Raw genomic sequence first — 26072 nt, 5'->3', positions numbered from 1 at the left:
TATGATGAAGAAAATCCTTCTCGCGACACCTGCGCTGGTCGCAGTAGTCTTGGGTGGTTTTTTGTTCTGGGGACTCAACCCTGACCGAGATCCTAATGCAATTCCTTCCGCTTTAATCTCCGATCCAGTACCGAATTTTGAACTGCCACCAGTAGATGGCACGAAGACACCTGGCTTGTCAGCCGCAGCCCTTCGCAGCATTGGCGAGCCGTTTTTGGTCAATGTATTCGCTTCATGGTGCGTGCCATGCCGTGCTGAGCATGCGGTGCTCACCCGGTTTGTCGAACAGGACGGTATCCGGCTGATGGGGATCAACTACATGGACAAACCAGCAGATGCAGCCAATTGGCTGGATGAACTTGGCAACCCCTATGAGAGGATCGGATCAGACAGCGAAGGCCGCGTCGGGATTGAGTGGGGTATCTCCGGCGTGCCGGAGACTTTTGTGATCGATGGAATGGGGATCGTTGTCTATCGCTATGTTGGTCCCATCGTGACGCCAGAGGCACAGGCTGAAATTCGTGCTGCGTTGGCCGCAGCAGGTGGTCAATCATGAAAGGTTGGCTCGGTTCACTGGTGCTGGTGCTAGCGCTTTCCGCGACATCATCTGTGTGGGCAGTTGAACCCGATGAGCTGTTGGATGATCCGGTGCTGGAAATGCGCGCCCGGGAGCTCTCAAAGCAACTGCGCTGCGTTGTCTGTCAAAATCAAGATATCGACAGCTCAAATGCAGGTGTTGCCAGAACAATGCGCACGTTGCTGCGCGAACGCCTGATTGCAGGTGATACAGATGGCGAGATCACCGCATTTTTCGTTGATCGCTATGGTGATTTCGTCCTGTTCCAACCAAGGCTCAAACCCGCTACGTATCTGTTGTGGTTCGGACCTGTAGTTCTTTTTGCCATTGGGATTGGTGTTGTTCTAATCACACTCCGGCGCCGAAGCACTGCGGTTCTTGATGGCGCTACTGATCCACTGAGTCCCGATGAAGAGCGTGAGTTCGAGGCCATTTTTCATGAAGATGAAGGACAGAAATATCCATGATTTGGTTGGTGTTTAGCGCGATGGCATCCATCACTGCCCTCCTGTTCTTGTCCGGTCTCTTTCGAACGGGCGAAGGCCTGAACAGAAAGGATGGGGCGTTGGCAATCCTCAAGGATCAGCTTTCCGAAATTGATGCTGATCAAGAGCGGAACCTGATTTCCGGTACCGAAGCCGCCGCGGCCAAGGTTGAAATCAAACGGCGCATTCTGGCCGCTGGTCGGCTTGCGATACGCAGGTCGTCGCGCGCAAGTGGGCGAAGCACCATCCTCGCATCGGCCATTGTCGTACCGTTGGTCGCCTTCGCTCTGTATTCGCAAATCGGCTCTCCGCACATCGAAAGCCAGCCTCTGGCGTCTCGCGCATCTGAAATCCTGGAAGCCGCAAACCTCGCAGAGTTGACCCAGAAATTAAAAACTCGTCTTGAAGCAGACGAGTCTGGTGGACCAAGCGATGGTTGGCTTCTGCTCGGTCAGACCTACATGCGTATGGCTCGGTACAATGATGCCGTGGATGCATTCGAACACGTCGCCGTTCGCGATAATGCGGGTATTGCTGCTCTATTACAGTTTGCCGAGTCTCTGATCGCAGCCGAGAACGGAGTGGTGACGCCGCAAGCGGAAAGAGTGATCGAACGGGCACTAGAGATGGACGCTGACGATCCGGGCGCGATTTTCTTCAGGGCCCAAGCCCTCGAACAGAATGGGGTTCCAGATGAAGCTCGGGCGCTTTTGATCGATCGTCTCAAGAGAGCGGATCGCGCCTATCCGTGGATGGAGGTTTTCGTCTCTTTCGCCAACCGGTTGGGAGAACAGGTCGAGAAATATCCTGTAAATCTCGCTGACTTTCTGCCAGAACCGCAGGATGTGCGTGGTCCCAGTGCGGCCGACATCGAGGCCGCCCAGGATATGTCAGTCGAGGAGCGCAGGGCTTTTGTCCGCTCCATGGTTGACCGCAAGGCGGCGCGATTGTTGGATGACCCTGACAATCTTGAAGGATGGCTTCGGCTTGCGGAGGCGTACAGTGTATTGGGCAACATTGATGCTGCTCAGAACGCTGCCAACAAAGCGCGCAACTTGGCAGAAAGCCTTCCGGAAACCGATCCTACGCGTGCCGCTATCACGGCCCGATTGGATCAGATCAAAAAATAGATTTGGGCCACGAGGTCACCGATACAAGAGCACTTTCTCCTCTCCTAAAACCAAACCGTTGCAATTTCTGCCTCTCTTGAGCAATGCAACGGCGCCGTTTCATCGTTTTGGGACAGCGCTGAGATTGGCAGTCGACAGCGCTTCGAGAACGGCATCCACGGATAGCAATTCGGATAAAATGATACCTTCAGGCGCATCTGGACCGTAAACGATGTTGAACGGAATTGCGTATCGGCCGTGCGCCTCGAGATAGGATTGGACTGTCGCGTCCGGTCGCGTCCAATCCGCGCGCATCGCAATCACGCCTTCCCCGCCAAGTGCTCCAAAAACTGGTTCACGATCCAGGACCAGCGTCTTGTTTGCTTTGCAAGTAATGCACCAATCCGCAGTAACGTCCACGAATACAGTTTTGCCCTGCGACACTTCACGCGCGATCCGGGACCGATCGAACTCGACCCAGTAAGAAGCACTTGAGTTTGTTGCGTCAGCGGGCCTATTAGGCAGCAGTGCAGGGGCCGCCAATGTCATGCCTAAAATTGCGGTCATCCCCCACAGCAAACCTCTACGGGGCTGGACCTGATAGGCTCTTGCAGTCGGTACGATAAGCCCAAGGCCCAACAGCACCAAGCCTGTGAGGGTTGGCGACGTTACACCAATCAAGACCCAGCATAGCCATACAACGGTTCCGGCAAGCAACAATCCGAGAACAATCTTTAAGCTCATCATCCAGGGTCCCGGTTTGGGCAGTCGGGAGAGGAAACCAGGCCAAACGGCGGTCAGAATATATGGCAGTGCAAGCCCAATCCCCATCGCCGTGAAAACCGCAAGTATATCTCCTGCCGTGCCGGAAAGGGCGAAGGCAATGGCTGTTCCCAGCAAAGGGGCGGAACAAGGCGTTGCAAGTACCGCAGTCAGTGCGCCGGTGGAGAAGTCTTCGACATACCCCCGCCCAAAGCGGCCAGATAGCCTAGCCATCCAGCTACTTGGCAAGGACACTTCAAAAATTCCGAACAAGTTTGCTGAGAAGAGTCCGACAACGAGGATGAGTGCGATCAGAAAATATGCATTCTGAAATTGCATACCCCATCCAACGGCATATCCGAGCGTCTGAAGCGTTATGATCGAAAAGGCCAGCACCCACATGAAAGCAACAGTTCCGCCAGCCGTGGCGAGAAATCCGGCGCGCAATTGTGAGACGGAGCGATCCTCATTTCGGAGCGCCGATGCGAATTTAATCGATAGAACCGGCAAGACGCACGGCATTATGTTCAGGATCAAACCTCCCAGGAAAGACAGCAGTATAATAAGGAAGAACTTAACGTTATCCTGACTGGTTTCGGATACGTAGGGTGGAGAAGGCGCCAAGTCGGTGGTGTTCACATCATCGAATGTCACCGCGACGTCCTCGTCTACGACGGTAATTCGAAGGGAGGATTGTTCCTCGCTCAACGCAAGAATTGGGAAGCTTGCCCAAAGACCTGTTCGATCATCTGTGAGTCGGATATCGGGCGCGCCGAATACAGTGCCTGCACCAAATTCTGGAAAAACATCGGGATTGTTCCAGCCAGAAGGCCGCGTCATCTGAATAACCAAAGCTTGACCCTGCTTCAGCGCTGCGCCCGAGATCGCTATTGCACTTTCTGTTCCTGCGACAGGTACGCGAGCGGCCCATATCGCGATTTCGGTCGCGGCTTTAGCGTCGACGCCGGATCCCAATGGAACAGGGAGAGTCAGTTCAAACCTTTCCGGAACGCACACATTGGAGCAGATCAGCAGATTGACGATTGCCTTCAGCTCGGCTGACCTATCAGAGTTCACAAGCTGCAGTTGTAACGGAAATGTCACTTGCTTGGCGTAGCCGAAGTTTTCAATTCCGAAGGCTCGGAACCGCGTGGGTGCAGGCCAAAGGATTTCGACGTCTTCCAGGTTTGTGGACTCCTCCCAATCGATCTCCGGCGGCAGGCCAACCTCGCCCGGCGACCGCCAGTACGCTTTCCATCCTTCCTCCAGTTCAATCTTCAAACCCGCCGAAAGGAACCGCGACCCTGGGGCGATTCCCGCTTCCGCGACGATCAAGCGCGCAGTCAGTGCTTCGGAACGATATGCATTGGATTCCAAGGCGCGAACAGGGCTTGCCACAAAAACAAGAAAGAGTGCGAGACTGACAAGCAATCCTGACAAGGCTATACGCATATTCTGACCTCTTTTTTCTTCGCGCTCGGTCTCAGGAAGTTCCTGTAACGTGCTATTTCCTAATGCCTTTTGACGCCGTCAACCCCTTGTGCAGTGAGCCCATCCAAGAGTCCGAGTAACTGGGCAACAGCGCTGTTCGTTTGAACCTCCTGTACAACAGCCGTTCTTTTGAGAACAAATTTGATCCGCTCTCCATGTGGTCGCATTTGTAGGCTAGGGCCCCTTAAAGTTCAGTCATCAACCAGCTGTTCACGGTACTTCCGATAGGGAGCCTGTCGAGAGTCGAAGCTGGGCGATACAATAGTCAGCCCACAGGAACAGCCAGATGGAAACGAACGCGGCCACGCCCGCAAGCACCCACAATACATTTTGAAGACCTGAAAGCCTCACACCGCTCCGCCCGAAATTGATTCTATGTTTCTGTGGGTCTACATCCTCTAGCTACTGTAGGTTCAAGCGCGATTGTCATCGATCGGCCAACAATCACCGATCTGTGAAACTCAGGTGAAGCTTGTGATGCGCACTGCATAAAGCTACACCCACTGTAGGTAATGTGGAGAGCCTGAAATGCTGACGATTGGGACGCTTGCGAAGAAGACCGGAACGAAAGTGCAGACCATCCGATATTACGAGCAGATCGGGCTCATGCCTGAGCCCGGCAGGACCGAGGGGGGCCAACGCCGCTATGGCAATGCCGAACTCGACCGTCTTTCGTTCGTGCGGCACGCACGGCAACTGGGGTTCTCGCTGGATGCGATCCGCGAACTGCTTGATCTCAGCGATCATCCAGGAAAGTCCTGCGCAGAGGCGGATGCAATTGCCCGTCGACAGCTTAAGCAAGTGGAGCAACGACTGGCTCGGCTAGAGGCGCTGCGCACGGAATTGAAGCGGATGGTGCATGAGTGCAGCGGCGGACAGACTTCTGATTGCCGTGTGCTCGAGGTGCTGCGCGACCATTCCGAATGCCTGACAGAGCATGAGGACATTGGCGCCTGAGCTATTTTGACCACCTTTGATCGGAACACAAAAAGCCCGGTGTTAGTTACTCATTGGCAATTCACTGAAATGGGACACCCGGCATGGCGGAGCAGAAGAACGCATCGGAAAGACGCACACTCTGGATCGTGCTGGCTCTCAACATCGGGCTGGCAATCGCTTTCTTCGCCTCGGGCGCATTCGGCGATTCAAGCGCGCTTATCGCCAATGGGCTCGACAATCTGTCGGATAGTTTTGTCTATGCAATCAGCCTCTTTGCACTGTCTCGTTCCGCCACATGGAAGCGCGGAGCGGCTAATGTTTCGGGCGGACTGCTGATCCTCTTCGCCCTTGGCATCCTTTATGACGCCTGGCGCCGCTACGTTGGCGGATCGGATCCTATTGGCACCATCATGATCATCATGGCGCTGGTCGCGGCGGCGATCAACGCACTTTGCGTCTGGTTGTTGGCGCGGCTTCGCGATCCAGACGTGAACATCCGAGCGGCGAATACATTCAGCTGGAACGACTTCGCGGCCAATCTCGGAATCGTCGCCGCAGGAGGGCTCGTGGCCTGGCTCGGTACGAACTGGCCGGACCTTGTGGTGGGCGTGATTGTCGCCGGTATCGCGGCCTGGGGTGGCGTCGGAATCCTGAAAGACGCGCATGGTGAACACCACAAGGCAAAGCACAATGACGACCAGGTGACCAAGGACACGACCTGAAATTGGGGCTTGAAGCTACAGTGACTGTAGCAACTACATTGTCTTGTGAACGATTCGAGGAGATATTCCGTGAACCCCGCCGACCCTCATTTGGCCAAAACCCGGCTGCTGGATTTTGACGCGCCTTCAATAGCAAAACTGATCGAAGAGCGCGGCTGGGCAGAACTTCACCGTTACAACCGAATTGGGGCCATCTACGATTTCGTCCGAAACGAGATTGCCTTCGGCTACAACCGCGCCGACGACATTCCTGCCTCTGCGGTACTGGCGGATGGTTACGGGCAGTGCAACACGAAAGGTACGCTTCTCATGGCACTGTTGCGCAGCGTGGGCATTCGCTGCCGACTGCACGGTTTCACCATCCACAAGGCGCTTCAGCGCGGCGTGGTGCCCGAATTGGTCTACCCCCTCGCACCGTCCGAAATCCTTCATTCATGGGTCGAAGTCGAAACCGATGAGGGATGGATCAATCTGGAAGGCTTCATTCTGGACGCGCACTTCTTGCAGACGCTTCAGAAGGAGTTCAGCGACACAGAAAGCCTTTGCGGCTACGGGGCCGGAACGGATTGCCTGAGCGCGCCACCAGTCAGTTGGAGCGGCGGCAGCACTTACATTCAGAAAACAGGTATCATTAATGATTTCGGAACCTTCGATGCACCCGACGACTTTTATTTGAAATATCGCCAGAGCTTCGGATTCGCGCGTGACCTGCTCTATCGCCATGTCCTTCGGCAATGGATGAATGCACGGGTGCGTGCGATTCGCCGGGGAGTTTTGCCACGGGTCCCGGGTCTCAGTCGGCCCAATCATAGCCACGAGGAGACAAATCGTGCCGCATGATCACGGCCACGCCCACATCGATCCTGAATCTGGTGATCAACGGGTCGCCATCGCCATCTGGGCCAACGGCCTTCTGACAGTCGCGCAGATCGTCGGCGGCATTCTGTCAGGGAGCTTGGCGCTGATCGCGGATGCGCTGCACAATTTCTCGGACATGGCGTCATTGGTGATCGCCTTTGCCGCCCGGAAAATCTCGCGACGGCCCGCAGACGAGCAGATGACCTTCGGCTATGGGCGAGTCGAAATCGTTGCAGCCCTCATCAACTACACGACCCTGATCCTGATCGGCTTTTACTTGATCTATGAGGGTGGCATGCGCATGATCGACCCGCCCGCAGTGGCGGGATGGACCGTCGTGATCCTAGGCGGCATCGCGCTTTTCATCGACACACTGACGGCGATGCTCACCTATTCGATGCAGAAGGGCAGCGTGAACATCCGCGCGCTCTTCCTACACAACCTATCGGATGCTTTGGCCTCCGTGGCAGTCATCATTGGCGGATCGCTTATCCTCCTCTACGACATGCGTTGGGTCGACCCAGCGATCACCATCGGCATCGCCCTTTACATTCTCTATCTGGCTTTCACCGAGATCGGCGGTCCGATCCGGACGTTGATGCTCGGCAGCCCACCCGACATCGCCAATGAAGCCGTCGTTGAGACGATGCGGGGCGTCGATGGTGTTGCGGACGTTCATCACGTGCATCTGTGGCAGATGCAGGAGCAAGAGGCGGCGCTGGACTGCCACGTTGTGCTGACAGCTGACGGCTGGGGTCAAATCGAAAAGGTCAAGGCCGCGATCAAGGACCAGCTGAAGGACGATTTCGGCATCGGCCATTCGAGTTTGGAATTCGAACACGAAGACCGCGCGCATGAAAATGCCGACCTCTACGGTCACGGCAAGCCCGAAGAAGAGGAGGAAAGCCATGTTCACCGAGACACTGACAGATCATGATGAAGCGATTGGCCTCGCCTGTCAGGGCAAGCTCAGCGAGAGCGACCTGAAAGAGATGCACGCCCTGCTTCATGAGCGCTTTCAGGAGATGAGCAAGCCCGGCCTGGTTCTCGATCTCACAAGGTTCGAAGGCTACGATGGGCCGTCTGCTCTGCTTGAAGATCTGAAGATCGACACAGCTCATAGGGATGACTTTCGTCGGGTCGCTGTGGTTAGCGAGGGAGCTTTGATGGAGTGGGGCACTAGATTCGCCGATCTGCTGACCAAGGCCGAAGTCCGCCATTTCGACACGGCGGAAATGGATGTGGCAATCGCTTGGGTACGCAACAGGTGATTGCAGCGTCATTTTCTTATTCTGTGCCCTCGTTAGCGCTCTAGCTATAATTGCAATGGTCTTCCGCGGCATTTACGGAAGAGCCGCGTCTGGAAGATTAGTACCGTGCGAAGTTTGACGCATACCCTGAAGCCATGCGCCGGATTCTCTGAAATCCCTCACAAAAACGTCATGTTTGGGGAGTTGACCCTCTAGCTACTAGAGGTCCCAAAATGCAAAAAATCTGAGGAAAGTGAAAGTAAGGTTATGCAAAATCGCAGACAGTTTCTATTGACGGCATCTGCTGCTGTTATCGGTCTTCCTTCATTGGTGAATAGCCCAGTCTTTTAATGAGCCAGAAGGAACTGCGGTGCGCAGAAACACCTCTGCGTTCCAGGTCCAGCCATGGCAAGACCATTTTGAGGACCTCACACATGGGGCGATCCTATGAGATATTGATTCGAGGGCGGTGAAATACTGGTCTGAAGACGAGAGCGTATACAAACTCTACCCGTCGAGCGTACCTGCTTCGCAAGAATTGACCCGACGAGGATACAAGAAAGTTGTTCGCAAGGTCGAAGGACCGAGTTGGAGACCGACACCATCCATGAAAGAGCGCAACCCTGAATGGTCTGACTACTGGCCGCCCGGACCGGATAACCCTCTTGGCATGCATGCGCTTTATCTGTCATGGCAGTATTATCGTATCCATGGAACCGGTGACACGCGCAAGATCGGGCGGCAGTCTTCCAACGGCTGCATCGGTTTGTACAACGAACACATTGCGGAGTTGTTCGATCTCGCAGAAGTTGGCACCCAGGTCAGGGTTTTCTAATCCGCGCAGTGAACACAACAACAGGAAAATAACTTACATAATTAACCTTATAGGTAGGATATATTATGTGTTGCCTTTGAAAAGGCTATACTAACCCAGACCGCCCCTAAACTTGAATTTAACCTGCTGATCGTTTCCGTATGATGGGTTTCCCAATGATGGCTCAGCATTCGACAACCAAAAACTGAAATCGTAAAACTCAATTTTGCCTGGTTGACCTTTAAAACTTCCCGCATTAGTTGAACTTTTGTCTAGCCCTTGGTATCTAAAGTATAGGCTTGACGTCATTGAATCGAGGCAGCTTCACGCAACCCATTTCCAGAGTCAGAAATTTTTGAGGTGGTCTAAAGATGGTGACCAAGCAGATGGGCGTACCCTTTCAAGAGGGATACCTGTGGAAAGATGGCGAGTCTGTTCATGCCTTCACCGACTACCGCTGGAACACAGGCCTAGTAGAGCGGTCCTGGAAGATCACTCCCTTTGATACAAATGGTTCAGACGTAGAATTGCGACCGTTCTTGATCACTTCAAGCAGCCCCTCAAGTTAGTAGAAAAACCATTCGGATTTGGACATGCTGCCTTCATAATCACCAAACTCGATCATCACTCCGCGGCTATGGGCTGTAGGCCTCATCACTTCCTGACCATTTTCCGTTTTGAACGTGCCCCGCGGAAGGCCAGAGAAAAACACAGATTCGAGATCCCTGCAGTGCTCATTCTCCCCATCACAAGACTTGATTGTCCAACTATAAGACACTCCTCCCTCGCGTTCGCCTACACGGGACATATGCCACCAGATGACACGCGTTCGGTTTAGCCAATTATATTCAGGTAAACTGGTGTCAATTTCACTCATCCCCCCTGTTCCCCCAAGCTGCACAGGAGCTGCAGCGAAGGTGCATACACCGAACGGTGGCAAACTCGGCCAGGGTGTGATTCGACGAATCATTGTGCGATAAGCACGCGCACAAACCGCTCCTGGTGGGAAGCCACCCGCCATGCAAAGCATAATGGCGCAATCAATGTCATAAGCCTGAGCTTGTTGTGACAAACCCAGCCCGGAAACAGCACTCATCGTCGCGGCCAAGATCCGTTTGCGCATCTGCTATACCTCATCTGGTTGCCCCAGTTACCAACATTATGTCTTTTTCTGCAATATGTCTTATTGACACTATATGACTTTATGAAGATGGTCAGGCCAAATAGAAGGACTCTCAAAGGGAGAGTCCGAACATGCCGATAGCGCGCAACCAGATCCTGATCACCATTGATGGTGTCAAAGACTTGTCCGAAAAGGGCATTGCGTTCCGCTGCCGGTATGAACTCGTGGGGTTCACGGACGATGGCAAGCCGCGCTACCAATGCATCTATCTGCGCGATGGCGAACCCGAAGCCATCTTGGTCTCGACCCGGATTACCCCGCATGGGCCAGAACCGCGATATTTCAACATATGGCCAGGGCTCTTTAAACATCATCACGAGTTCGGTGACGGGCGCGATTTGCGTTTTGGCTCTGACTACAGCCTCTCCCTCGAGGAGCGCAGCTGACGTCATCGCATTCGCGCGAGACGGCTCGGCCAGAACATCAGGCTGGACGTTTCACGAGGGAAAGCCACCATGGGCAGATGTAGAGGAAGGCAGCAATGCCAAAAGCGTGGCGGCGTCCCTATCCCTATCTGTCCCTTCAACGGCCACACGCACTGAGATACTCGCCCTGATCCAGACAACTGCCGTCCGACATCGGGGCAACCGTGTGCTGCGCCAAGTTGGCCTCGATGCGGACGACTGGCAGAACCTGTTCCGCGCTCTCGTCGAGGCCGAAAGCAGCTACAATCCGACTGCCGTTAGCCCCAAGGGCGCCTATGGCTTGGGCCAGTTGATGCCGGGCACCGCCCATGCCCTCGGTGTTGACCCGCGCGACCCCTCCCAGAATCTCGACGGCGCGGCGCGCTACCTGCTCGCGCAGCTCGCCACCTTCAAAGACGTCAACTTGGCGCTGGCGGCCTATAATGCAGGGCCACACCGGGTGGTCGAGTATTCGGGCGTCCCGCCCTTCGCCGAGACCCGCGACTACATCGCGCGTATCCACCGGATCCGATCCCGGCTGGCGGGCACACCCGTTTCCGCGCCGGACATCCGCGTCGCAGACCGGGTGCCCGCCCGCGCGCCTGTACTCATCGATCTTCAGTAAAACGAGGGAACTCCCGCATGCTCAGACATCGCCTCAGCCGCCTCTTGCCCGCCGCTACAACCCTGGCGACACTCGCCACGCCAGCTCTCGCGCAAGACTTGTCTCCGATCCAGACCATGCTCGAGACCGTCGAGGCCGCGCTGACCGGTCCGATCGGGATTGCGGTCTCCACGCTCGCCGTCATTGGCACCGGTTTCATGTGCATGATGGGGCGGTTGAACTGGGGCTGGTTCGCATCCGTCATCATCGGGATCGTGCTAATCTTCTCGGCCGGCACCATCGTTGACGGCTTCTCCTGATGTGCCGGAGCATCACTGTGACAATCCCGCAAAACGGAATCCTGCGATCAACTCGAACGCGTTGTGCTGCGCAAACGCTGCCTCGAGCCGACCTGCGGATTCACTTGCAACTCTAAGCAGGGACGCATCAAAGTGGCAGAACGATCCCCCCTCTTTCTAGGCCTCGCCCGTCCGCCCAAGTATCTGGGTCTCCCTGTCGGATACCTCATGGTGCTGGCGACGGGGGTCGTTCTGCCGTTCATCTGGACGAAGTCGATGGTCTTCTTCCTGATCGGACTCGTTGCCTATCCGCTCCTCTGGTTCGTCGCTGACCGCGAGCCGCATTTCTTCGAGGTGCTGCGCGTCTCCTACGGATCGGTGCGCCCGACGAAGAACCGGGCCCTGCACGGAGGCGACAGCTTTGGCGCTTGATGCGGGCACACTTTCCACTCACGGACCCGCCCTGCTTCAAGCGGGCGGTGGAGAGTTCGCGCGGGAGAACTACCTGGCCGAACACTTGCCGTATTTCGCGCTCGCGGATGAGGATGTCATGGTGCTGCGCGAAGGCGACCTTATGGCGACCCTGCGCCTTGATGGTCTGAACCCGATGACCAGCGAAGACGCCCAGCTCGATGCGCTCAAACGCGCGGTTGCGGCCATCGTCGCCCAGACCGGCAACGCCTTCGGCTTCTACATCCACCGCATCTCCGTGCCGCAGGACCTCGGAATGCGCCCCATCGAGGGGGACAGCTTTGCAGCCGCGATTGATGCGCGCTGGCAAGCCCATGTCAAAGATTTGCGCCCGGCCAAGCGTCAGCTCTATCTCAGCGTCATCCGACGGCCTGATATCTCGGCGCGGATTCCACTGCTGCGCGCGCTGGCCCGCAAGGCCTGGGTCAAAGATCGCGCGGCACGCATGCAGGAGCTGAATGAGATCATGGGCTTTTTCGAGGTGGCGCTTGCCTCGGCCAATCCCGTGAGGCTCACGAAGTCAGGCGGTGAATGGCTGGGCTATCTCAACACACTGAACGCGGGCAGCTTTTCCCCAATCGCCTTCGGCCAAAGCGCTCTGCCCCTCTCGCACACCCTAAGCAATTGCCGCGCGACCCTCGACGGCGACGTTGTCACCTTGACCGACGCTGTGACAGGTGCGGTCAAATACGGCGCGCTCTTCTCGATGAAAACCTATCCGGCGCTCACCGACGTCACGCTGCTCGATGCGCTCGATCTGCCGCTCGACATCGTGCTCACAAACTCCTTCAGCCCGATTCCGAACAACATCATGGCCGAACGCATCCAACGGATCATCCGCCAGATGCACGCCTCCGACGATGCCGCCGTCTCCTTGCGGGAACAGCTCGGACAAGCCGCCGACGACCAGGAGGCGGGCCGCATCGCCTTCGGCGACCATCACCTCTCCATCGCGGTCTATGCGCCCGACCGCGACACGCTGGAACGCGCCGCCGCCCAGATCAAGCGCGTGGGCCAGGAAATCATGTCTGTCATCGTCCGCGAAAACATGGCCCTGAAAGCCACCTACTTCGCGCAGTCGCCCGGCAACTTTGGCTACCGCGCCCGCAAGACGCCGATCTCCTCGATCAACTTCGCCGATTTCGCGGCGCTTCACGGCAGCGTCGAGGGACGCGGCTCGGATCAGTCGCCTTGGGGCCAGACTATCTCTGTGCTGCCGACGGTCGGCACTTCGGGCTATCGCTTCAACTTCCACGAGCCAGGCAGCCCGGGCAAGGAACCCACCGTTGGCCATACCCTCGTTCTGGGACGCACCGGCACCGGCAAGACGCTGACCACCGCTTTCCTCGCAGCCCAAGCGCAACGGGTCGGCGCGCGGCTCTTCTTCTTCGACAAGGATCGCGGCCTCGAGATGGCCGTTCGCGCGCTTGGAGGTCGCTATAACGAGATCCGCGCGGGCGTGCAGACGGGCCTCAACCCGCTGATGACCGAGATCGACGAGCGCGGCCGCGCCTGGCTCTCGGACTGGCTCGCGACCCTTCTCACGCGCAATGGAACCCTGACGGGCGAGCAATCCCGCCACATCCAGAGCGCGGTCGCGCAAAATGCCCATGCAGAGGGCTCGCTCAGACGCTTCGCGAGTTTCGAGACCCTGTTCCAGTCACTCGACGACGATGGCGAGTTACAGTCCCGCGTCGCCGAATGGGCCCCGGGCGGCCGCTATGGCTGGGTCTTCGACGAGCCGGAACATGGTGCCGGGCTTGAACTGGCCTCCGACATCATCGGCTTCGACATGACCGAGATTCTCGATATGACCACCGAGCGGATGGCGGTGCTCTCCTACATCTTCCGCCAGATCGAACGCGTGGTCGAAGATCGCCACCCCACTATCATCGTGCTCGACGAGGCGTGGAAGCTCCTGGACGATCCGTATTTCGGGGCACGGCTCGAGAATTGGCTGGTGACACTTCGCAAGATGAACTGCGTCGTAATTATGATGACGCAGTATCCGAGCCAGCTGCGGGACAGCCGCGTCGGCAAGACCATCGTCGAGACGGTGCCGACCCAGATCCTTTTCCCGAACGATCGCGCCACGATCTCCGACTACGACTTTCTGCGCGTAAACGCCAAGGAGGCTGCCCTCCTCGTGCAGCCCACAATCGGCCAGCGCATCGCGCTCGTGCGCTCGGCGGGCGACAGCGTCTTTGTCGATGCCGATCTCTCGGCCCTTGGAGACCTCCTCCCCATCCTTGGCGGCGGCGCCACCGGAGAGGCCCGCGTGCCTGCCGATTGGCGCTCCGATCCCGATTTCTGGAGACATGTGACATGAGTTTGAAGCCCCACTTCGTCCTTTGCGCCGCCGCAGGCGTCCTTTCGGCGTGTGAGACATACACCGAACAGACCTCGCCCTGCTTCGGGCGCAATGGCGCGCCGCAGGTGACGCGGTCCACGCTCACCTTCTCGACCATGGGCGCTCCGGCTCAGGAGGCGGCCGAGCCCGACTGCAGCTTCGAGCCCCTGCCCCGTCCGGAATGAACTGCGCCGCGATTATATCCGCTGGGCTCTGCCTTGGTCTTGGCGCCCTGCCCGCGCTCGCCCAAGGTGTGCCGACACAGGACAATTCCGCGATCGGTCGTGCCATCGCGCGGGTGACGGATCTGGCCGAGGATCTGGGCGTCCAGCAGGACAAGGATCACACCGAGACCTCTCTGGCCGATGTCCAGGCCGACCAGTTGCGCGTGCTCGAGGAGATGACGGCGGCCATCACCGGTCCCGGCTTCGATATCCGCGCACTCGAAGGCAATGCGGATTTCGGGGTGGCAGCGGTCTATCCCAATACCGATCCAAACCCGATGAACAGCCGCCTCTTCGGTGAAGGTCGCGAGACTGTCGAGATGATGATCGTCGAGGTTGCGGGCGAGTTCGCAGGTGCCCCCGGCGTGGCCCGCGCGGGTCTCTCGTCCACCCAATGGCGCTGCCTCTTCCAGGCCCTGATCAAGCAGGAAAGCCGCTTCAACGTCGCCGCCGAAAGCCCGGTCGGAGCCTATGGATTGACCCAGCTCATGCCCGGCACCGCCTCGGACCTCGGCGTCGACCGCTATAACGTGAAAGACAACCTGCGCGGCGGCGCGCGCTACATCACCACCCAGCTCAACCGCTTCGGCAACATCCCCCATGCGCTTGCGGCCTATAACGCGGGGCCGGGACGCGTGATAGAATACGGCGGGGTGCCGCCCTTTGCCGAGACCCAAGGCTATGTGCGCAACATCTCCAAGTTCTACAACGAATACCTCGCCGTGATCGGCGGGGCCGACGCGCTCGGCACGCTCTCGCCCTCGGACTTTGCGCTCGCCGAATATGCCAGCATCTCCGAGGCGGGCGCCTATTACGCCGCCGACAGTTCGGCGACCACCGAACAGGTCATAAATCGTCTCCGCGCGATCATCCTTCAGATCGACGCGCAGCCCAATGCCAAGGCGGCCTGGGAGCTCAACACCTACGCCAAGGCCGAGATCGGCCGCATCCTCAACCTTCGCGTCCGGCTGATGGCGGCAAACCAGCAGCGCGAGGCGTCCTATGCGCAGCACCTCGTCGCCGACCGGCTGGCCGAGCGCGACTTCATGCAGATGGGAGTTCCCGAATGAGACATCTTCTCCTGACCGTGGCCGCGGTCACAACGCTCGGGCTCGCCTCGCCCGTTTCGGCCCAGGGTGTGCCGACTTTCGACGGCTCTGCGCTACAGCAGTTCGTGGCGCAGCTCGAACACATGGCCAAGGATCTGAACGTCCAGATGCAACAGCTCGCCACCATGCGGCTGGAGTTGGAAACCCAACTGTCGCAGCTGACCAACCTCGAGGCGCAACTGACCTCGCTGATCGAAGGCAGCGGGTTGGGTGAACTCTTCGCCACGGTCGAGGAATTCCGCACGCTGCGTGGCAAGCTGGTGGCGCCCCTCAACACCGCGCAGTCACTGGCCAGCGGTGATTTCCTCGGCGGCTTCAATCCCGGCGCGGAACTGTCGGCCTCGGTCGAGCGCGTGCTGTCGGGCAGCGGTTTCACCTCAGAACGCCTGAGCACGCTCTCGGGCTCCGACCAGCCTGCCGACAACCGCATCGCCGCCTCCGCCGGGGCCAGCGCAATGTTGTCGGTCGCCGCGCAGGAAAGCCATGAAGAAGCCGGTCAAAGCCTCGAGCGGCTCGAAACCATGGTCGGGCTCATCGACGATCAGGACGGGCTGAAGGCCGCCGTCGATCTCAATACCCGCGTCACCGCCGAGCTCGGCATCATCCTGACCCAGATCTGGCGGCTCGAAGCGGCGCAAGGCGTCAGCGCCGGCCAACTCGGCGTCGTCGATGCCGCGACCCTCGCGGATGAGCGCAAGTTCCGCTCGATGGCGGTGGATCCATGAGAATGTCCAAACGCATCCCGAGCCGTTTCACCTTGATGGAAGCCGGACTTCTCGGCCTTTCGCTTACTCTGTCCCTCGGCATTCTCGTCTTGCCCGACGCGGCAGCGGGTCAGGATCGGCCCTTCACATCGATGGAAATCGCACGGGATGAAGAGGATGCATGCCGGGTCCCGAAATCGCCCTCAGATCTTGCCGAGACCGCCTACCTGCGCAATGGCTACCGCGCGATCCTGCGCATCCTGATTGCCGAAGAGGCGCTCGCTTCTGAAACCTGTACCTGCCTGCTTGATCAGTTCACTTGGGATCAGGCGCTGGAGGCCCTGCCCAGGTTCCAAACCTCGGACAATCCGCGCCTGCCGTTCAAGGTGCTGGACCTCTACGCCAAGGCCGATGCGCTGGAAGTCCAACTTGCGGAGGCCTGTGCGGAGTAGATGGGAGTCATTCGCGACATCTTGAGCCAGGTCGACGCCGCGGTGAACACTGTGGCGCAGGACGGTTTTATCTCTTCGGCCGCCTCGGTCGGTAATGTCATCTCGGCGGGCGCTACACTCCTCTTCGTGCTCCTTGGGATTAACGCAGTCATGCAACTTCGCCCCCTACCCTTCGGCACCGGCTTTGCCTTCGGAATCAAGGTCGCGCTGGTGGGGATATTTGCGCAGAGTTGGGACAATTTCAGCGTCATCTATGGCATCGTCACGCAGGTGCCTGAGTCGCTCGGCGCCTCGATCCTTGCCCTCACCGGCTCTGGCAACGAGGCGGGAGTCTATGAAAGCCTCGACAATATGGTCGCGCGTATCACCGCTTATGGTGATACGATCGGCGACCGGGCGGGCTGGGTCTTCGGCGCGGTCCTGGGCGCCATCTTCTTCGTCCTCTCCGCCGTCTTCGCCGCCGTCACTGCAGGCATTATCGCCTTCGCTAAGATCGTCTTCGCGCTGATGATCGTGATCGCCCCCTTCATGATCGTGACCTCGCTCTTCAAACCCACCCAATCTCTCTTCGAGGCCTGGAGCCGCGCCACCATCGGCTATGCGCTCATGCCCGTCGCGGCGGCCGGGGCCGCCGGCATCATCGTGGCCATCGCCGAAGCCATCGGGGACGCCTCTGCCGACCCAAACGATGTCGAAACCGTCAGCCTCATCCTGCCCTTCCTCGTGATCCTCATCCTCAGCGCCGGGATCATGGCCTCGGTGCCCTACATCGCCTCCAACCTCACCGGGGTCGTGGGCATTGCGTCCAATGCGGTGGGTCTGACCGGCCTCGCGCGGCACGGTTTCGTGAACACGCGCCAATATGGCACGGGTGCCGCCTCGCGCCTCGTCACCGGAAAATCCCCCCACGAGCTGAACCAGATGGCGAACGTCGGCGTGGTCAAGACCGGCGAGTTGATCCGCCAAAGCCCCGGCGCGCTTCTCTCCGCCGCCAAGACCTTCCGCAAACCAGATTTGAAAGACGACTGATTTGAAGAAGCCTGTGCCCAGTTCTTCCGCGCCCGACCGCGACGCTTTCGAGGCGGATTTCATCTACGGGCCACGGCGGCGCGAACGTTTTGCATGGTTCGTCGCGGCCGCAGGCGTGCTAGTTGGCGTCGCTGGCATGGTCGCGGGCGCAAGCCTCTTTCCCCTCAAGACGACCGAGACCTTCGTGGTCGTGGTCGACAAGGAAACCGGCGAGATGGACCGGGTTGCGGCTGTCCAGGCGCTCACGCTTTCCGAAAGTGACGCCATCATCCAGGCCAATCTCGTAGCCTATGTTGATGACCGCGAGACCTATGACCTGACCGATGGCGAGCAACGCATCAACTCGGTGCTCGACCGCTCGGATCTCGATGCCGCCCGGACGCTGCGCGATCTCTGGTCCTCCACCAATGAGGACTACCCGATCACCGTCTACGGGCGCGACGCCAAGATCGAGGTGGTCATCAAGTCCGTGAACCAGATTGAGCGCGGCGTGGCCCAGGTCCGCTTCACCCGCACGCTGCGCCGTCCCCGCGATACGCGCACCGTCACCCGGTCTTACGTGGCCACCGTCGGCTACGCCTTCCAACCCGAAACCCGCCAGCGCCTTCAGGACGTCTGGGCCAACCCCTTGGGCTTCGTGGTGACCTCCTACCGCGTCGACGCCGAGACCCTGGAGAACTGACCAAGATGAAATCCCTGCCCGCGCTCCTCCTGGCGCTTGCCTTCCCTATGACCGCACTCGCCGAGGCCACGCCCCAGGGCGGCCCGCTCGATATCCGCATTCGCACCGCCGTCTATAACGAAAACCAGGTCTACCGGATCGAGACCGATCTTCGCCATTCGACAACGATTCATTTCGGGGCGGGGGAACGCTTTGAGGCGGTGATTGTCGGCGACACGGAAAGCTTCCAGGTCGACCCGATCCCCGAGCTTGGCAATGTGCTGACCATCAAGCCGCATGTGGTCAATGCCTCGACCAATATGACGGTGATCACCAACCGGCGCACCTATTCCTTCCACCTGCGTGAAGGCTCGATCCCGAACCGCACCGCCATGTTCTTCGAAGTCCGCTTCCGCTACCCGGACGAGGAACGCCGCGCGGCAGGTGCCACCCAACCAAAAGGGTTCGAGGCGCCCCGCAACTACAATTACCGCGTCTCGGGGGAAGGCGACTTCCGCCCCAGCCATATCTATGACGACGGGCGCTATACGTATTTCGTTTTCCCGGAGAACGGTCGCCAACCCGCCCTCTTCAAGGCCGATGACCAAGGCCGCGAGCGCACGGTCAACTGGACCCAGCAAGGCACCACGGTCCGGGTGCTCGGGGTAAACACCTATTGGACGTTGCGCATCGGCGATGAGGCGATCTGCGCCTGGCGTGACGAAAGCGCGATCTATGTGAGCAACTGACCATGGCCGATCAACCCCCTCCCGACCTTCAGGACCGCCTCGACCAATTCAGCCAACGCGGTAAATCCAAACGCCGGGGCAACAGTCTTGGGGTTGGTGCGCTCGCTGCCGCCCTCGCCCTTGGCGGGGCCGGGGTTGCGTATTTTCTGGCCACCGGTTTGCAAGAAGGTGACAGCGCACTCGAGACCTCCGATGTCGAAACCTTCCAGGACCGCCGACCCGGTACCGGCGGCCGGCTCGAGTTCCCACCCGACGAGACCGAGCAAAGGGTCAACGACGCACTGATCGCCGCCGAGGAAGCGCTCGACGTGCCCGCCGCTCCTGCCCCGGAGGCAAGCGCTGAGGTTCTGGCCGAAATCGCCAAACTGCGCGAGGCCCTCGCCGCCAGCCAGGCCGCGCGAAATTCAGAAATCCAGTCCGCCGTTGCTGACCTGCGGGAAGCCTTCGACGAGCAAAAAGCAGCACTCGAAGCGACGCTCGCCGCAAAGGAAACCGAACTTGCCAACCTGCAGCGTCAGACCGAGACCCGCATTGAAGGGCTGCAAGCCATGCTCCATGCAGAGCGGGCGCAGCGCGAGGGGCTCGAGGCAGAGCTGGACCGCGAGGGCTTGATCGCCGATCAACGCCTTCTCGAAGAGCGCCAGCGCCAGGAAGAGGAGCAGCGCCAGCGCGAGGCTGAGCGGGTCGCCGAGGAGCTTCTGACCGCGCAGATCAAATCCCCCGCCGTGGTCTATGCCCACGGGCCGCGCGGGAGTACGAGCGGCGCGGCGGTGGCCGATCCTGCTGCCGCTGGCCTCGGGGGGCCGGTCCTCTCGGGCAATGAGCAGTTCCTGCAGACCGCGCGGCCGCTCGAAGTGCAGGAGGCCGCCCGTCTTACTCATCCCGAGCGCACCCTGACCCAAGGGTCCGTCATCCAGGCCGCGCTCCAGACCGCCATCAACAGCGATCTGCCGGGCTCCGTTGTCGCGGTCGTCTCTGAGCCTGTTTCGGCGTTTTCCGGGGACCGGATCCTGATCCCCCGGGGCTCCCGCCTTTTCGGCCAATACCGCTCCGGCATCGAGATGCATCAGAAGCGTATCCTGATCCTCTGGACCCGCGTCCTGACACCGGACGGCACTTCGATGGAAATCGCCGCCGTGGGCGGGGATCAACTCGGCCGCTCGGGCCTCACCGGTCTCGTCGATACCAAGTTCGCCGAGCGCTTCGGCGGGGCTGCGCTGATTTCCGTGATCGGGGCCGCGCCAGCGGTCGCAGCCGAAAGTGCCAATAACGAGACGACCAGCATCGTTCTGGGCGATGTCGGCAGCGACCTTCAGGACACGGTCGGGTCGGTCATCGCCGATCAGGTCTCCATCGCGCCGACCATCTATGTCGACCAGGGGGCCTCGGTCACTGTGCTCGTGGACCGTGATGTGGTGATTTACTGATGGAGCAGGCGTCACCAGCCTCTTACCTCGAGCGATATCTCGACCCGTTCCGCGACCTTCTAAGGCGTGACGACGTGGTCGAGATCGCGATCAACCCGGACGGCAAGGTCTGGCTCGAGGTTGCGGGCGACGCCACCATGCGACACGAAGGTCAGACCGTAGACCGGACCACAGCCCTCAACATGGCCCAGACCATCGTCGGCGATGCCAAGGCCCGCGTCTCTGAAAAGAACCCTCTCGTGTCCGGCAAGGTGGAATATGCAGGTCGTCCCCTTCGGGTCCAGGTCGCCGTGCCGCCCGCCATAGACCGCGGCGCCTCGATCACCATCCGCCTCTTCGCCTCGGGCAGCGTCAGGGATTACGCCCCGGCGTATCTCTTCGGCAAGGCTGTCTCGGTCGATGCGCTCCGCGCCGAGAAGATGAAGAACATCGCCAGTCTCGCCGAGGAAAACCTCGGGGCCGCGCTGCAGACCCTTGTCGAGGCTCGGCTAAACGTCCTGATCAGCGGCGGCACCTCGACCGGCAAGACCACCTTCGCCCGCCACCTTCTGACGCATGTGGGCGAGCACGAACGGCTGATCACCATCGAAGACGCCTTTGAGCTTTTCCCCAGCCAGCCCAATACCGTCGCCCTTCTGGCTGACCGAGGGGCCGGATCGCAACGCAGCGCCAATGCGCTCCTTCAGGCGTCCCTCCGCATGCGCCCCGACCGCATCATCGTCGGCGAGCTGCGCGGGGCCGAGGCCCTGACCTATCTCGAGGCGATCAACACCGGCCATGGGGGGTCGGTTTCGACCATCCACGCCGAGACTGCCGCACTGGCCATAGATCGGCTGGCGATCATGGTTCTGCAGGCTGGCACACCTCTGACCTTCGCCGAGGTGCGGGAGTACATCCGGAAGTCCATCGACGTAATTGTCCAGCTTGGGCGGGCCGAGGGGAAGCGGGGGATCACGGAGTGCTATTTGCCAGGCTGAAGTGTACTTCTGACAAGATGGGCGGAAAGCAGAAGTCCGCTGCGAGTGCAAAGAATTTTTCAAGGTTGTTGAAAGCAGACATTGCTTCACCGCCATAAGGCGCTTTCATCGAACTGTTTAGCAATGCTCTTGTCACACCTTTTGATGAGATCGAGGTTTACCAACCTCGAGAAGCATAGACATCATCAAACATGTCAGAGTTTTGAGGAACGATGAAAGTCATAACCTCTGCGTCGGTTTGGCCGCCGCGGGATCGCGAGATCACGGAATGTGCGTAAACATTGTGGTTTTCTGCGCTGTACCGGCCAAAAAACGCACTTGCAGGCACCAAAGAGCGATCCGCGCCCGGCGTTGTTTTCCCAAACAATAACTCCATAACCCCGCTATCGGGGTCGTGGTCACGCTTGGGTGCCCATTCGTCCGGCCAATCCTTTGAGCCGCGAAACCATTTGCGTCCATTGGGCCCAAAACAGATTAACATCGATTCAGATCTGTCCACATCGATATAGCGTAGTGCCGAGGCTTTGCGGCTTGCCTGGAACTCCTCTGCCAACGCGTCAATCGACTTGAACGATGGCTTTTTGAACTCACGCATCAGCGGCCGATACAGATAGGCGGGCATCATAAAGTCCGCAGCATAACGATCTGCCTCCCGCTCCTTATGCGCCCCCTGGCCATTTACCCCACCAATATCCTGCTTTGAACAACTCAGAATCTGGTTTCTGTGGCGTTGCCAATGCCCGATCTCGTGAGAGAGTGAAAACCGCGCACGGCGGTCGCCAGAGCTGTCATCAATCGTGATAATGGCGCGATCTCCAAGCCCGGTAATCTTCGCTTCGCAAGACGACAAGCGTTTGTACTTGACCTTAGCCCCCATCGTCCACGCCAGAGCTTCCAGATCGATGTGACGCGGTTTCGTTACCCCGTAGTCAATCAAATACTGCTCTGCATGCGAAAGCCGCCTCACGTTTCTGCATCTCCGAAGGAGAATCCGAGCTCTTCAAGATCGTCCAATAGATCAAAGACATCACTATCAGACATAGCGCCGCTTTGCGCGTTTCTTGCAGCTTGGGTCATTTGTGGATGTTCTTTTGCCGCACGCTCAACCAACGCTCGCGCTTCCGCTGCCGACCGCGGACGGCAGCTGCGCGCTGATCGTTTATCTGCGACCAGTTCTTCGCGCGCGCGCAGAAGTGATTTTTGTCCGGCCTTCATCCGCGCGCTATCGACAAGACTGTCAAAGGCTTTGACGGCATCTTCGGGTGCGATACCCTCCCGTTCAAGTTCGGCGTCCAACTCTTCGTCCGACATGTTCAGGATTGTATCGACAACATTGTCAGCAAGATCGAAAAGCTCATCTCTCTTGGACTTCTTTGTCATGACACACTCCTTTCTCTCTTAAATCTGTCCATCATGCGCCCAATGCGCCGATGAATGGTCGCAAGCTCCTGTTTAGACACGCCTGCGGTTTCACAAAGGTCCGTGCCCCGCAGGCCATCAAACCCGCCCAGCAAAACGAGCTGGGTTTTTTCACAGCCATTGCAGGCCTCAAGGAGGAAGTCCTGGAACGCACGTTCCGTTTCTTCATCAATAATGGTTTCTTCCCCATTCAGGTGGTCTGGGTTTGATCTGTGTTCAGTGAGTAGATCGTATTTGGCATGCTGTACCTCCAACATATTTGCGTCACGCCGACGCGCGCGCATCTCTATTTGATTATTGGCAAGCGAACGCATCGCACCTGCCAAAAACGTGAAAACGTCCAAGTCTGATTTACAACTGCGCTTTTCTTCAAACACCTTCATGAGGGCCTCCTGGATCAGGTCCTCAGGTTCCAGGTCTTTGGTAAAAGCCGCATATTTCTTTGCGACAAGCGTCAGGCGTTTTTTGTCTCGGGGAGACAAAGCCAAGTACTCATCATAAAGCTCTTCCGGCTCTTTATATGTCACAGGCTCATGTGCCCCCAATTTCGTGCCCTCCAATCAAAGCAGCAGCATGAATCAAGGCGCTTCAACCGACGTGATTCAGACAGGTTCAAATATTTTTTTCAGGTGTCCGAAACCTCATCTACCACAAGCCTTTGTAGGTGCGAACAGTAAACACCACGACATCTACAAAGGAGACACTGTCATGTCCGCACAAAATGACTTTATTGATCTTGAGAGCTGCGCGCTTGAGGATCGCCATGAGCCAACCGCAACACGTTTCCGCGTTCGGATCGATCACGACCGCTACAACATCGAAGATCCCAAACCGACGGGTCGCCAACTACTGGCGCTCGCCGACAAACGCCCAACCGATGAGTATCTCATCTTTTTGATCCTGCGCGGTGGTCGATTTGAAGAAATCCAGCTTGATGAAACCATTGATCTTACCCGTCGCGGAACCGAGCGGTTTTTGACCTTCGAGAGCTCCGCTTCCTACCGTCTGGAGATCGACGGTCAGCGGATCGAATGGGGCACAAAGCTGATCACAGGCCTGAAGCTCAAAGAACTCGCAGGTGTTGATCCGGCGACATATGCTCTCTGGCAGGAGGTTCGCGGCGGTGAGGACGTTCCGATCAACAACGATCAGATCATCGATCTGAGTGATGATGGTCTGGAACGCTTCTTTACGGTCATCGAACAAACAACAGCTGGTGACGCTTCGTCCGGCGGGGTCCTTCCCCGCCGCGACAAAAGCTACCTTGCCTCAAGTCTGGCAACGTTTGCCGAGATGAGTGACCGTGGCCAAACCGGTGTCATTTTGAAAAACTACCCCTTACCTGCGGGCAAGTTTGACGCCGACAGCGTCGACATTTTGATCCTGATGCCGAGCGGGTACCCCGACACTGCGCCGGACATGTTTTACTGCAGTCCGTGGATGAGATTGAAGGCCAGTGGCGCATTCCCAAAATGTGCAGACGTCCCCCATGTTTTCGGTGGAACCAACTGGCAGCGCTGGTCCCGTCACAACTCACAATGGCGTTCAGGCAAAGACGGTATCTGGACGATGGTCAAGCGCGTCGAGCGTGCGATCGCGGAGGCCGCGTGATGGATTTTAACCTCATCGTACCGCATCGCCTTCTCGACACGATCCAAAGTACAGCTTTCGACGGACAAAAGGAGGCAGGGGCCTGGACTCTCTTCAGAGTTGCCCATGTTGATTGTGATCCTGTTACAGGCCGTGCCACGCGCCGGTATATCCTGAACAAGGTCGTGCCGCTCATGCAAACCGATGTCGTCTCCTCGTCAGAAAAGCATCTGACGGTCAAGACTGGCTCCTTTGTCAAAGTTCTGGGTCAGGCACAGCTCGACGAGTTGGTGCCCGGGTTCTTGCATGGCCATCCAAGTGGATATGCTGCCTTCTCGAGCCGGGATGATCAAAACGAAGCTGCGCTCAGCCGCGCGCATCGCAACAAAAGCGGACCCGGGCGTGCATTTGTCAGCTTACTGGCCTTGCCATCAGGTCGGTTGCTTGCGCGTGTCTGGACTGACCCCGATACATCTTATCCCGCAACCGTCACCATCACAGGCCACAGGCTTCGCAAGTGCTTCGTTCATGAGGATGATATCCTGGAGACGCAGGCATTGGACCGTCAAACTCGGGTTTTTGGCCCTGGGTTTAATGCCCAGCTCCAATCGCTCAAGGTGCTCATTGTCGGTGCTGGTGGTACGGGCTCACCTCTTTCGGTCATGTTGGCGCGCTCCGGTGTTCAGTCGCCGGTCATTTTGGACCCGGATGTAATTGAGGAGACCAACCTTCATCGCCTCTATGGTGCGACAGTCAAGGATATCGGATCCCCCAAGGCGACGGTCCTCGCAGCGCATCTCAACGGTTTTGGTCTGGATACAAACGCCCTTGGCATCCAAGGCAACCTTTTGGATGTCGCGCATCGTGATCTCCTTAAAAGCGCAGACGTGATATTCTGTTGCACGGATGATCACGCAAGTCGGCTGTTGCTCAACCGCTTTGCCTACTTTTATGAATTACCCGTCATTGATATTGGGCTCGCCATCGAACGGGGTGAGGTGGATGTCAAAGACATGACCGGTCGGGTCACGCGCCTGGGGCCGGGCAGCCCATGCTTGTTGTGCCGCAATATCGTCGATCCGCGGAGGGCGAGAGAAGAAGAGCTGCGCGCGAAGGATCCCGAGGCTTACGCATTCCAGGTGAACGAGGGCTACATTCTTGGTGGTGGTGATCCGGAGCCGGCCTTCATCTCTATGACTACTTCGGTCGCGACCCTGGCGATGGAAGAACTCCTTCAGTTGATGACCGGTTTTAGAGGCGACGGTGGCGTTGTCACCCAAAGATTACGCCGGTTTCAGGTACCCGAAGACCGCCGGACTGGCGCTAAAACAGATCCGGATTGCCCAATCTGCAGCGAGATCGAGTGCTGGGGTCTTGGAGATGTAACACCGTTTCTTGATCGGGTGTCTTGAT

The 26072-nt window shown here is 58.3% G+C and carries 28 protein-coding genes and 1 pseudogene; 24 read left to right on the top strand and 5 right to left on the bottom strand.

Annotated elements, in window-relative coordinates; all coding sequences use genetic code 11:
- Position 1 precedes the first annotated feature (1 nt).
- The 3 genes from BUC08_RS20955 to ccmI are packed head-to-tail and all read left to right on the top strand — an operon-like array spanning position 2 to position 2192.
- Positions 2–556, top strand: coding sequence for a DsbE family thiol:disulfide interchange protein (locus BUC08_RS20955; RefSeq protein WP_428829749.1), 555 nt, complete (start codon positions 2–4; stop codon positions 554–556).
- Entirely contained in the window at positions 553–1044 is a 492-nt protein-coding gene (locus tag BUC08_RS20950) for a cytochrome c-type biogenesis protein (RefSeq protein WP_051694604.1), read from the top strand. The genes BUC08_RS20955 and BUC08_RS20950 overlap by 4 nt, the downstream gene beginning before the upstream one ends.
- Positions 1041–2192, top strand: coding sequence for a c-type cytochrome biogenesis protein CcmI (gene ccmI, locus BUC08_RS20945; RefSeq protein ID WP_037929625.1), 1152 nt, complete (start codon positions 1041–1043; stop codon positions 2190–2192). The genes BUC08_RS20950 and ccmI overlap by 4 nt, the downstream gene beginning before the upstream one ends.
- 99 nt (positions 2193–2291) lie before the next feature.
- Here the strand turns inward: ccmI and BUC08_RS20940 are convergent, their stop codons facing one another.
- Positions 2292–4385: a protein-disulfide reductase DsbD family protein gene (locus tag BUC08_RS20940; protein ID WP_037929628.1), complete on the bottom strand. Its 2094-nt coding sequence runs from the start codon at positions 4383–4385 to the stop codon at positions 2292–2294.
- A 567-nt stretch (positions 4386–4952) separates the two neighbouring features.
- On the opposite strand from BUC08_RS20940, the gene BUC08_RS20935 reads away from it, so the two are divergent.
- From BUC08_RS20935 to BUC08_RS20910, 6 genes and pseudogenes are all read left to right on the top strand, one after another.
- Positions 4953–5381, top strand: coding sequence for a MerR family transcriptional regulator (locus BUC08_RS20935; protein ID WP_009820106.1), 429 nt, complete (start codon positions 4953–4955; stop codon positions 5379–5381).
- Between the two features lie 83 nt (positions 5382–5464).
- A complete protein-coding gene (locus tag BUC08_RS20930) occupies positions 5465–6085 on the top strand; it encodes a cation efflux transmembrane domain-containing protein (RefSeq protein ID WP_037929632.1) in 621 nt (206 codons plus the stop codon).
- 69 nt (positions 6086–6154) lie between these two features.
- Positions 6155–6925: a transglutaminase-like domain-containing protein gene (locus BUC08_RS20925; protein WP_037929635.1), complete on the top strand. Its 771-nt coding sequence runs from the start codon at positions 6155–6157 to the stop codon at positions 6923–6925.
- Positions 6915–7880: a cation diffusion facilitator family transporter gene (locus BUC08_RS20920; RefSeq protein ID WP_037929638.1), complete on the top strand. Its 966-nt coding sequence runs from the start codon at positions 6915–6917 to the stop codon at positions 7878–7880. The genes BUC08_RS20925 and BUC08_RS20920 overlap by 11 nt, the downstream gene beginning before the upstream one ends.
- Positions 7852–8214, top strand: coding sequence for a SpoIIAA family protein (locus tag BUC08_RS20915; protein WP_037929640.1), 363 nt, complete (start codon positions 7852–7854; stop codon positions 8212–8214). Before BUC08_RS20920 ends, BUC08_RS20915 begins: the two co-directional genes overlap by 29 nt.
- Before the next feature lie 313 nt (positions 8215–8527).
- A pseudogene (locus tag BUC08_RS20910) lies at positions 8528–9028 on the top strand (L,D-transpeptidase).
- Positions 9029–9572: 544 nt separating this feature from the next.
- On the opposite strand, the gene BUC08_RS20900 reads toward BUC08_RS20910, so the two are convergent.
- Positions 9573–10130: a hypothetical protein gene (locus tag BUC08_RS20900; protein ID WP_073194490.1), complete on the bottom strand. Its 558-nt coding sequence runs from the start codon at positions 10128–10130 to the stop codon at positions 9573–9575.
- Positions 10131–10261: 131 nt separating this feature from the next.
- Here BUC08_RS20900 and BUC08_RS20895 point away from each other — a divergent pair, with 131 nt between their 5' ends.
- The 13 genes from BUC08_RS20895 to BUC08_RS20830 all read left to right on the top strand — a co-directional run bounded on the left by BUC08_RS20895 (position 10262) and on the right by BUC08_RS20830 (position 21650).
- Positions 10262–10576 (top strand): hypothetical protein, encoded by a 315-nt coding sequence (locus BUC08_RS20895; RefSeq protein WP_028957459.1) that lies wholly within the window; start codon positions 10262–10264, stop codon positions 10574–10576.
- A 205-nt stretch (positions 10577–10781) separates the two neighbouring features.
- Positions 10782–11219 (top strand): lytic transglycosylase domain-containing protein, encoded by a 438-nt coding sequence (locus BUC08_RS20890; RefSeq protein WP_397466997.1) that lies wholly within the window; start codon positions 10782–10784, stop codon positions 11217–11219.
- Positions 11220–11236: 17 nt separating this feature from the next.
- Positions 11237–11518, top strand: coding sequence for a TrbC/VirB2 family protein (locus BUC08_RS20885; protein WP_037916065.1), 282 nt, complete (start codon positions 11237–11239; stop codon positions 11516–11518).
- Positions 11519–11581: 63 nt separating this feature from the next.
- Positions 11582–11929: a VirB3 family type IV secretion system protein gene (locus BUC08_RS20880; RefSeq protein ID WP_397466995.1), complete on the top strand. Its 348-nt coding sequence runs from the start codon at positions 11582–11584 to the stop codon at positions 11927–11929.
- A complete protein-coding gene (locus tag BUC08_RS20875; RefSeq protein ID WP_037929646.1) occupies positions 11919–14297 on the top strand; it encodes a VirB4 family type IV secretion/conjugal transfer ATPase in 2379 nt (792 codons plus the stop codon). Before BUC08_RS20880 ends, BUC08_RS20875 begins: the two co-directional genes overlap by 11 nt.
- Positions 14298–14499: 202 nt before the next feature.
- On the top strand, positions 14500–15612 hold the full coding sequence (locus tag BUC08_RS20865; protein WP_037929654.1) for a lytic transglycosylase domain-containing protein: 1113 nt from the start codon (positions 14500–14502) through the stop codon (positions 15610–15612).
- Positions 15609–16376: a type IV secretion system protein gene (locus BUC08_RS20860; protein WP_037929656.1), complete on the top strand. Its 768-nt coding sequence runs from the start codon at positions 15609–15611 to the stop codon at positions 16374–16376. The genes BUC08_RS20865 and BUC08_RS20860 overlap by 4 nt, the downstream gene beginning before the upstream one ends.
- A 2-nt stretch (positions 16377–16378) precedes the next feature.
- On the top strand, positions 16379–16807 hold the full coding sequence (locus BUC08_RS20855) for a hypothetical protein (protein WP_224769600.1): 429 nt from the start codon (positions 16379–16381) through the stop codon (positions 16805–16807).
- Positions 16808–17836, top strand: coding sequence for a TrbL/VirB6 family protein (locus BUC08_RS20850; protein WP_037929659.1), 1029 nt, complete (start codon positions 16808–16810; stop codon positions 17834–17836). It abuts the gene before it with no gap.
- A gap of 1 nt (position 17837) precedes the next feature.
- Positions 17838–18518, top strand: coding sequence for a VirB8 family type IV secretion system protein (locus BUC08_RS20845; RefSeq protein ID WP_073194487.1), 681 nt, complete (start codon positions 17838–17840; stop codon positions 18516–18518).
- A gap of 5 nt (positions 18519–18523) precedes the next feature.
- Complete coding sequence (locus tag BUC08_RS20840; RefSeq protein ID WP_073194484.1) at positions 18524–19246, top strand: TrbG/VirB9 family P-type conjugative transfer protein; 723 nt, start codon at positions 18524–18526, stop codon at positions 19244–19246.
- A gap of 2 nt (positions 19247–19248) precedes the next feature.
- Positions 19249–20673, top strand: coding sequence for a TraB/TrbI/VirB10 family type IV secretion system protein (locus tag BUC08_RS20835; RefSeq protein ID WP_037929668.1), 1425 nt, complete (start codon positions 19249–19251; stop codon positions 20671–20673).
- Positions 20673–21650, top strand: coding sequence for an ATPase, T2SS/T4P/T4SS family (locus BUC08_RS20830; protein WP_037929670.1), 978 nt, complete (start codon positions 20673–20675; stop codon positions 21648–21650). Before BUC08_RS20835 ends, BUC08_RS20830 begins: the two co-directional genes overlap by 1 nt.
- A gap of 157 nt (positions 21651–21807) precedes the next feature.
- On the opposite strand, the gene BUC08_RS20825 is transcribed toward BUC08_RS20830, so the two are convergent.
- The 3 genes from BUC08_RS20825 to BUC08_RS20815 are packed head-to-tail and all read right to left on the bottom strand — an operon-like array spanning position 21808 to position 23596.
- Entirely contained in the window at positions 21808–22587 is a 780-nt protein-coding gene (locus BUC08_RS20825; RefSeq protein ID WP_143186803.1) for an ImmA/IrrE family metallo-endopeptidase, read from the bottom strand.
- A gap of 26 nt (positions 22588–22613) precedes the next feature.
- Positions 22614–23030 (bottom strand): hypothetical protein, encoded by a 417-nt coding sequence (locus BUC08_RS20820; RefSeq protein ID WP_037929675.1) that lies wholly within the window; start codon positions 23028–23030, stop codon positions 22614–22616.
- The gene (locus tag BUC08_RS20815) at positions 23027–23596 is read right to left on the bottom strand and encodes a sigma-70 RNA polymerase sigma factor region 4 domain-containing protein (protein WP_037929678.1); all 570 of its coding nucleotides are present in this window, start codon (positions 23594–23596) and stop codon (positions 23027–23029) included. The genes BUC08_RS20820 and BUC08_RS20815 overlap by 4 nt, the downstream gene beginning before the upstream one ends.
- A 181-nt stretch (positions 23597–23777) precedes the next feature.
- Here BUC08_RS20815 and BUC08_RS20810 point away from each other — a divergent pair, with 181 nt between their 5' ends.
- Positions 23778–24680 carry a multiubiquitin domain-containing protein gene (locus BUC08_RS20810; protein ID WP_073194481.1) on the top strand — a complete coding sequence of 301 codons (903 nt, stop codon included), beginning with the start codon at positions 23778–23780 and terminating at the stop codon, positions 24678–24680.
- Positions 24680–26071, top strand: coding sequence for a ThiF family adenylyltransferase (locus BUC08_RS20805; protein WP_051694605.1), 1392 nt, complete (start codon positions 24680–24682; stop codon positions 26069–26071). The genes BUC08_RS20810 and BUC08_RS20805 overlap by 1 nt, the downstream gene beginning before the upstream one ends.
- The last annotated feature ends 1 nt before the right edge of the window (position 26072 follow it).

The sequence above is a fragment of the Pseudosulfitobacter pseudonitzschiae genome (genome assembly GCF_900129395.1).
GTDB lineage: Bacteria > Pseudomonadota > Alphaproteobacteria > Rhodobacterales > Rhodobacteraceae > Pseudosulfitobacter > Pseudosulfitobacter pseudonitzschiae.
This window is presented reverse-complemented; position numbering and strand designations above follow the sequence as displayed.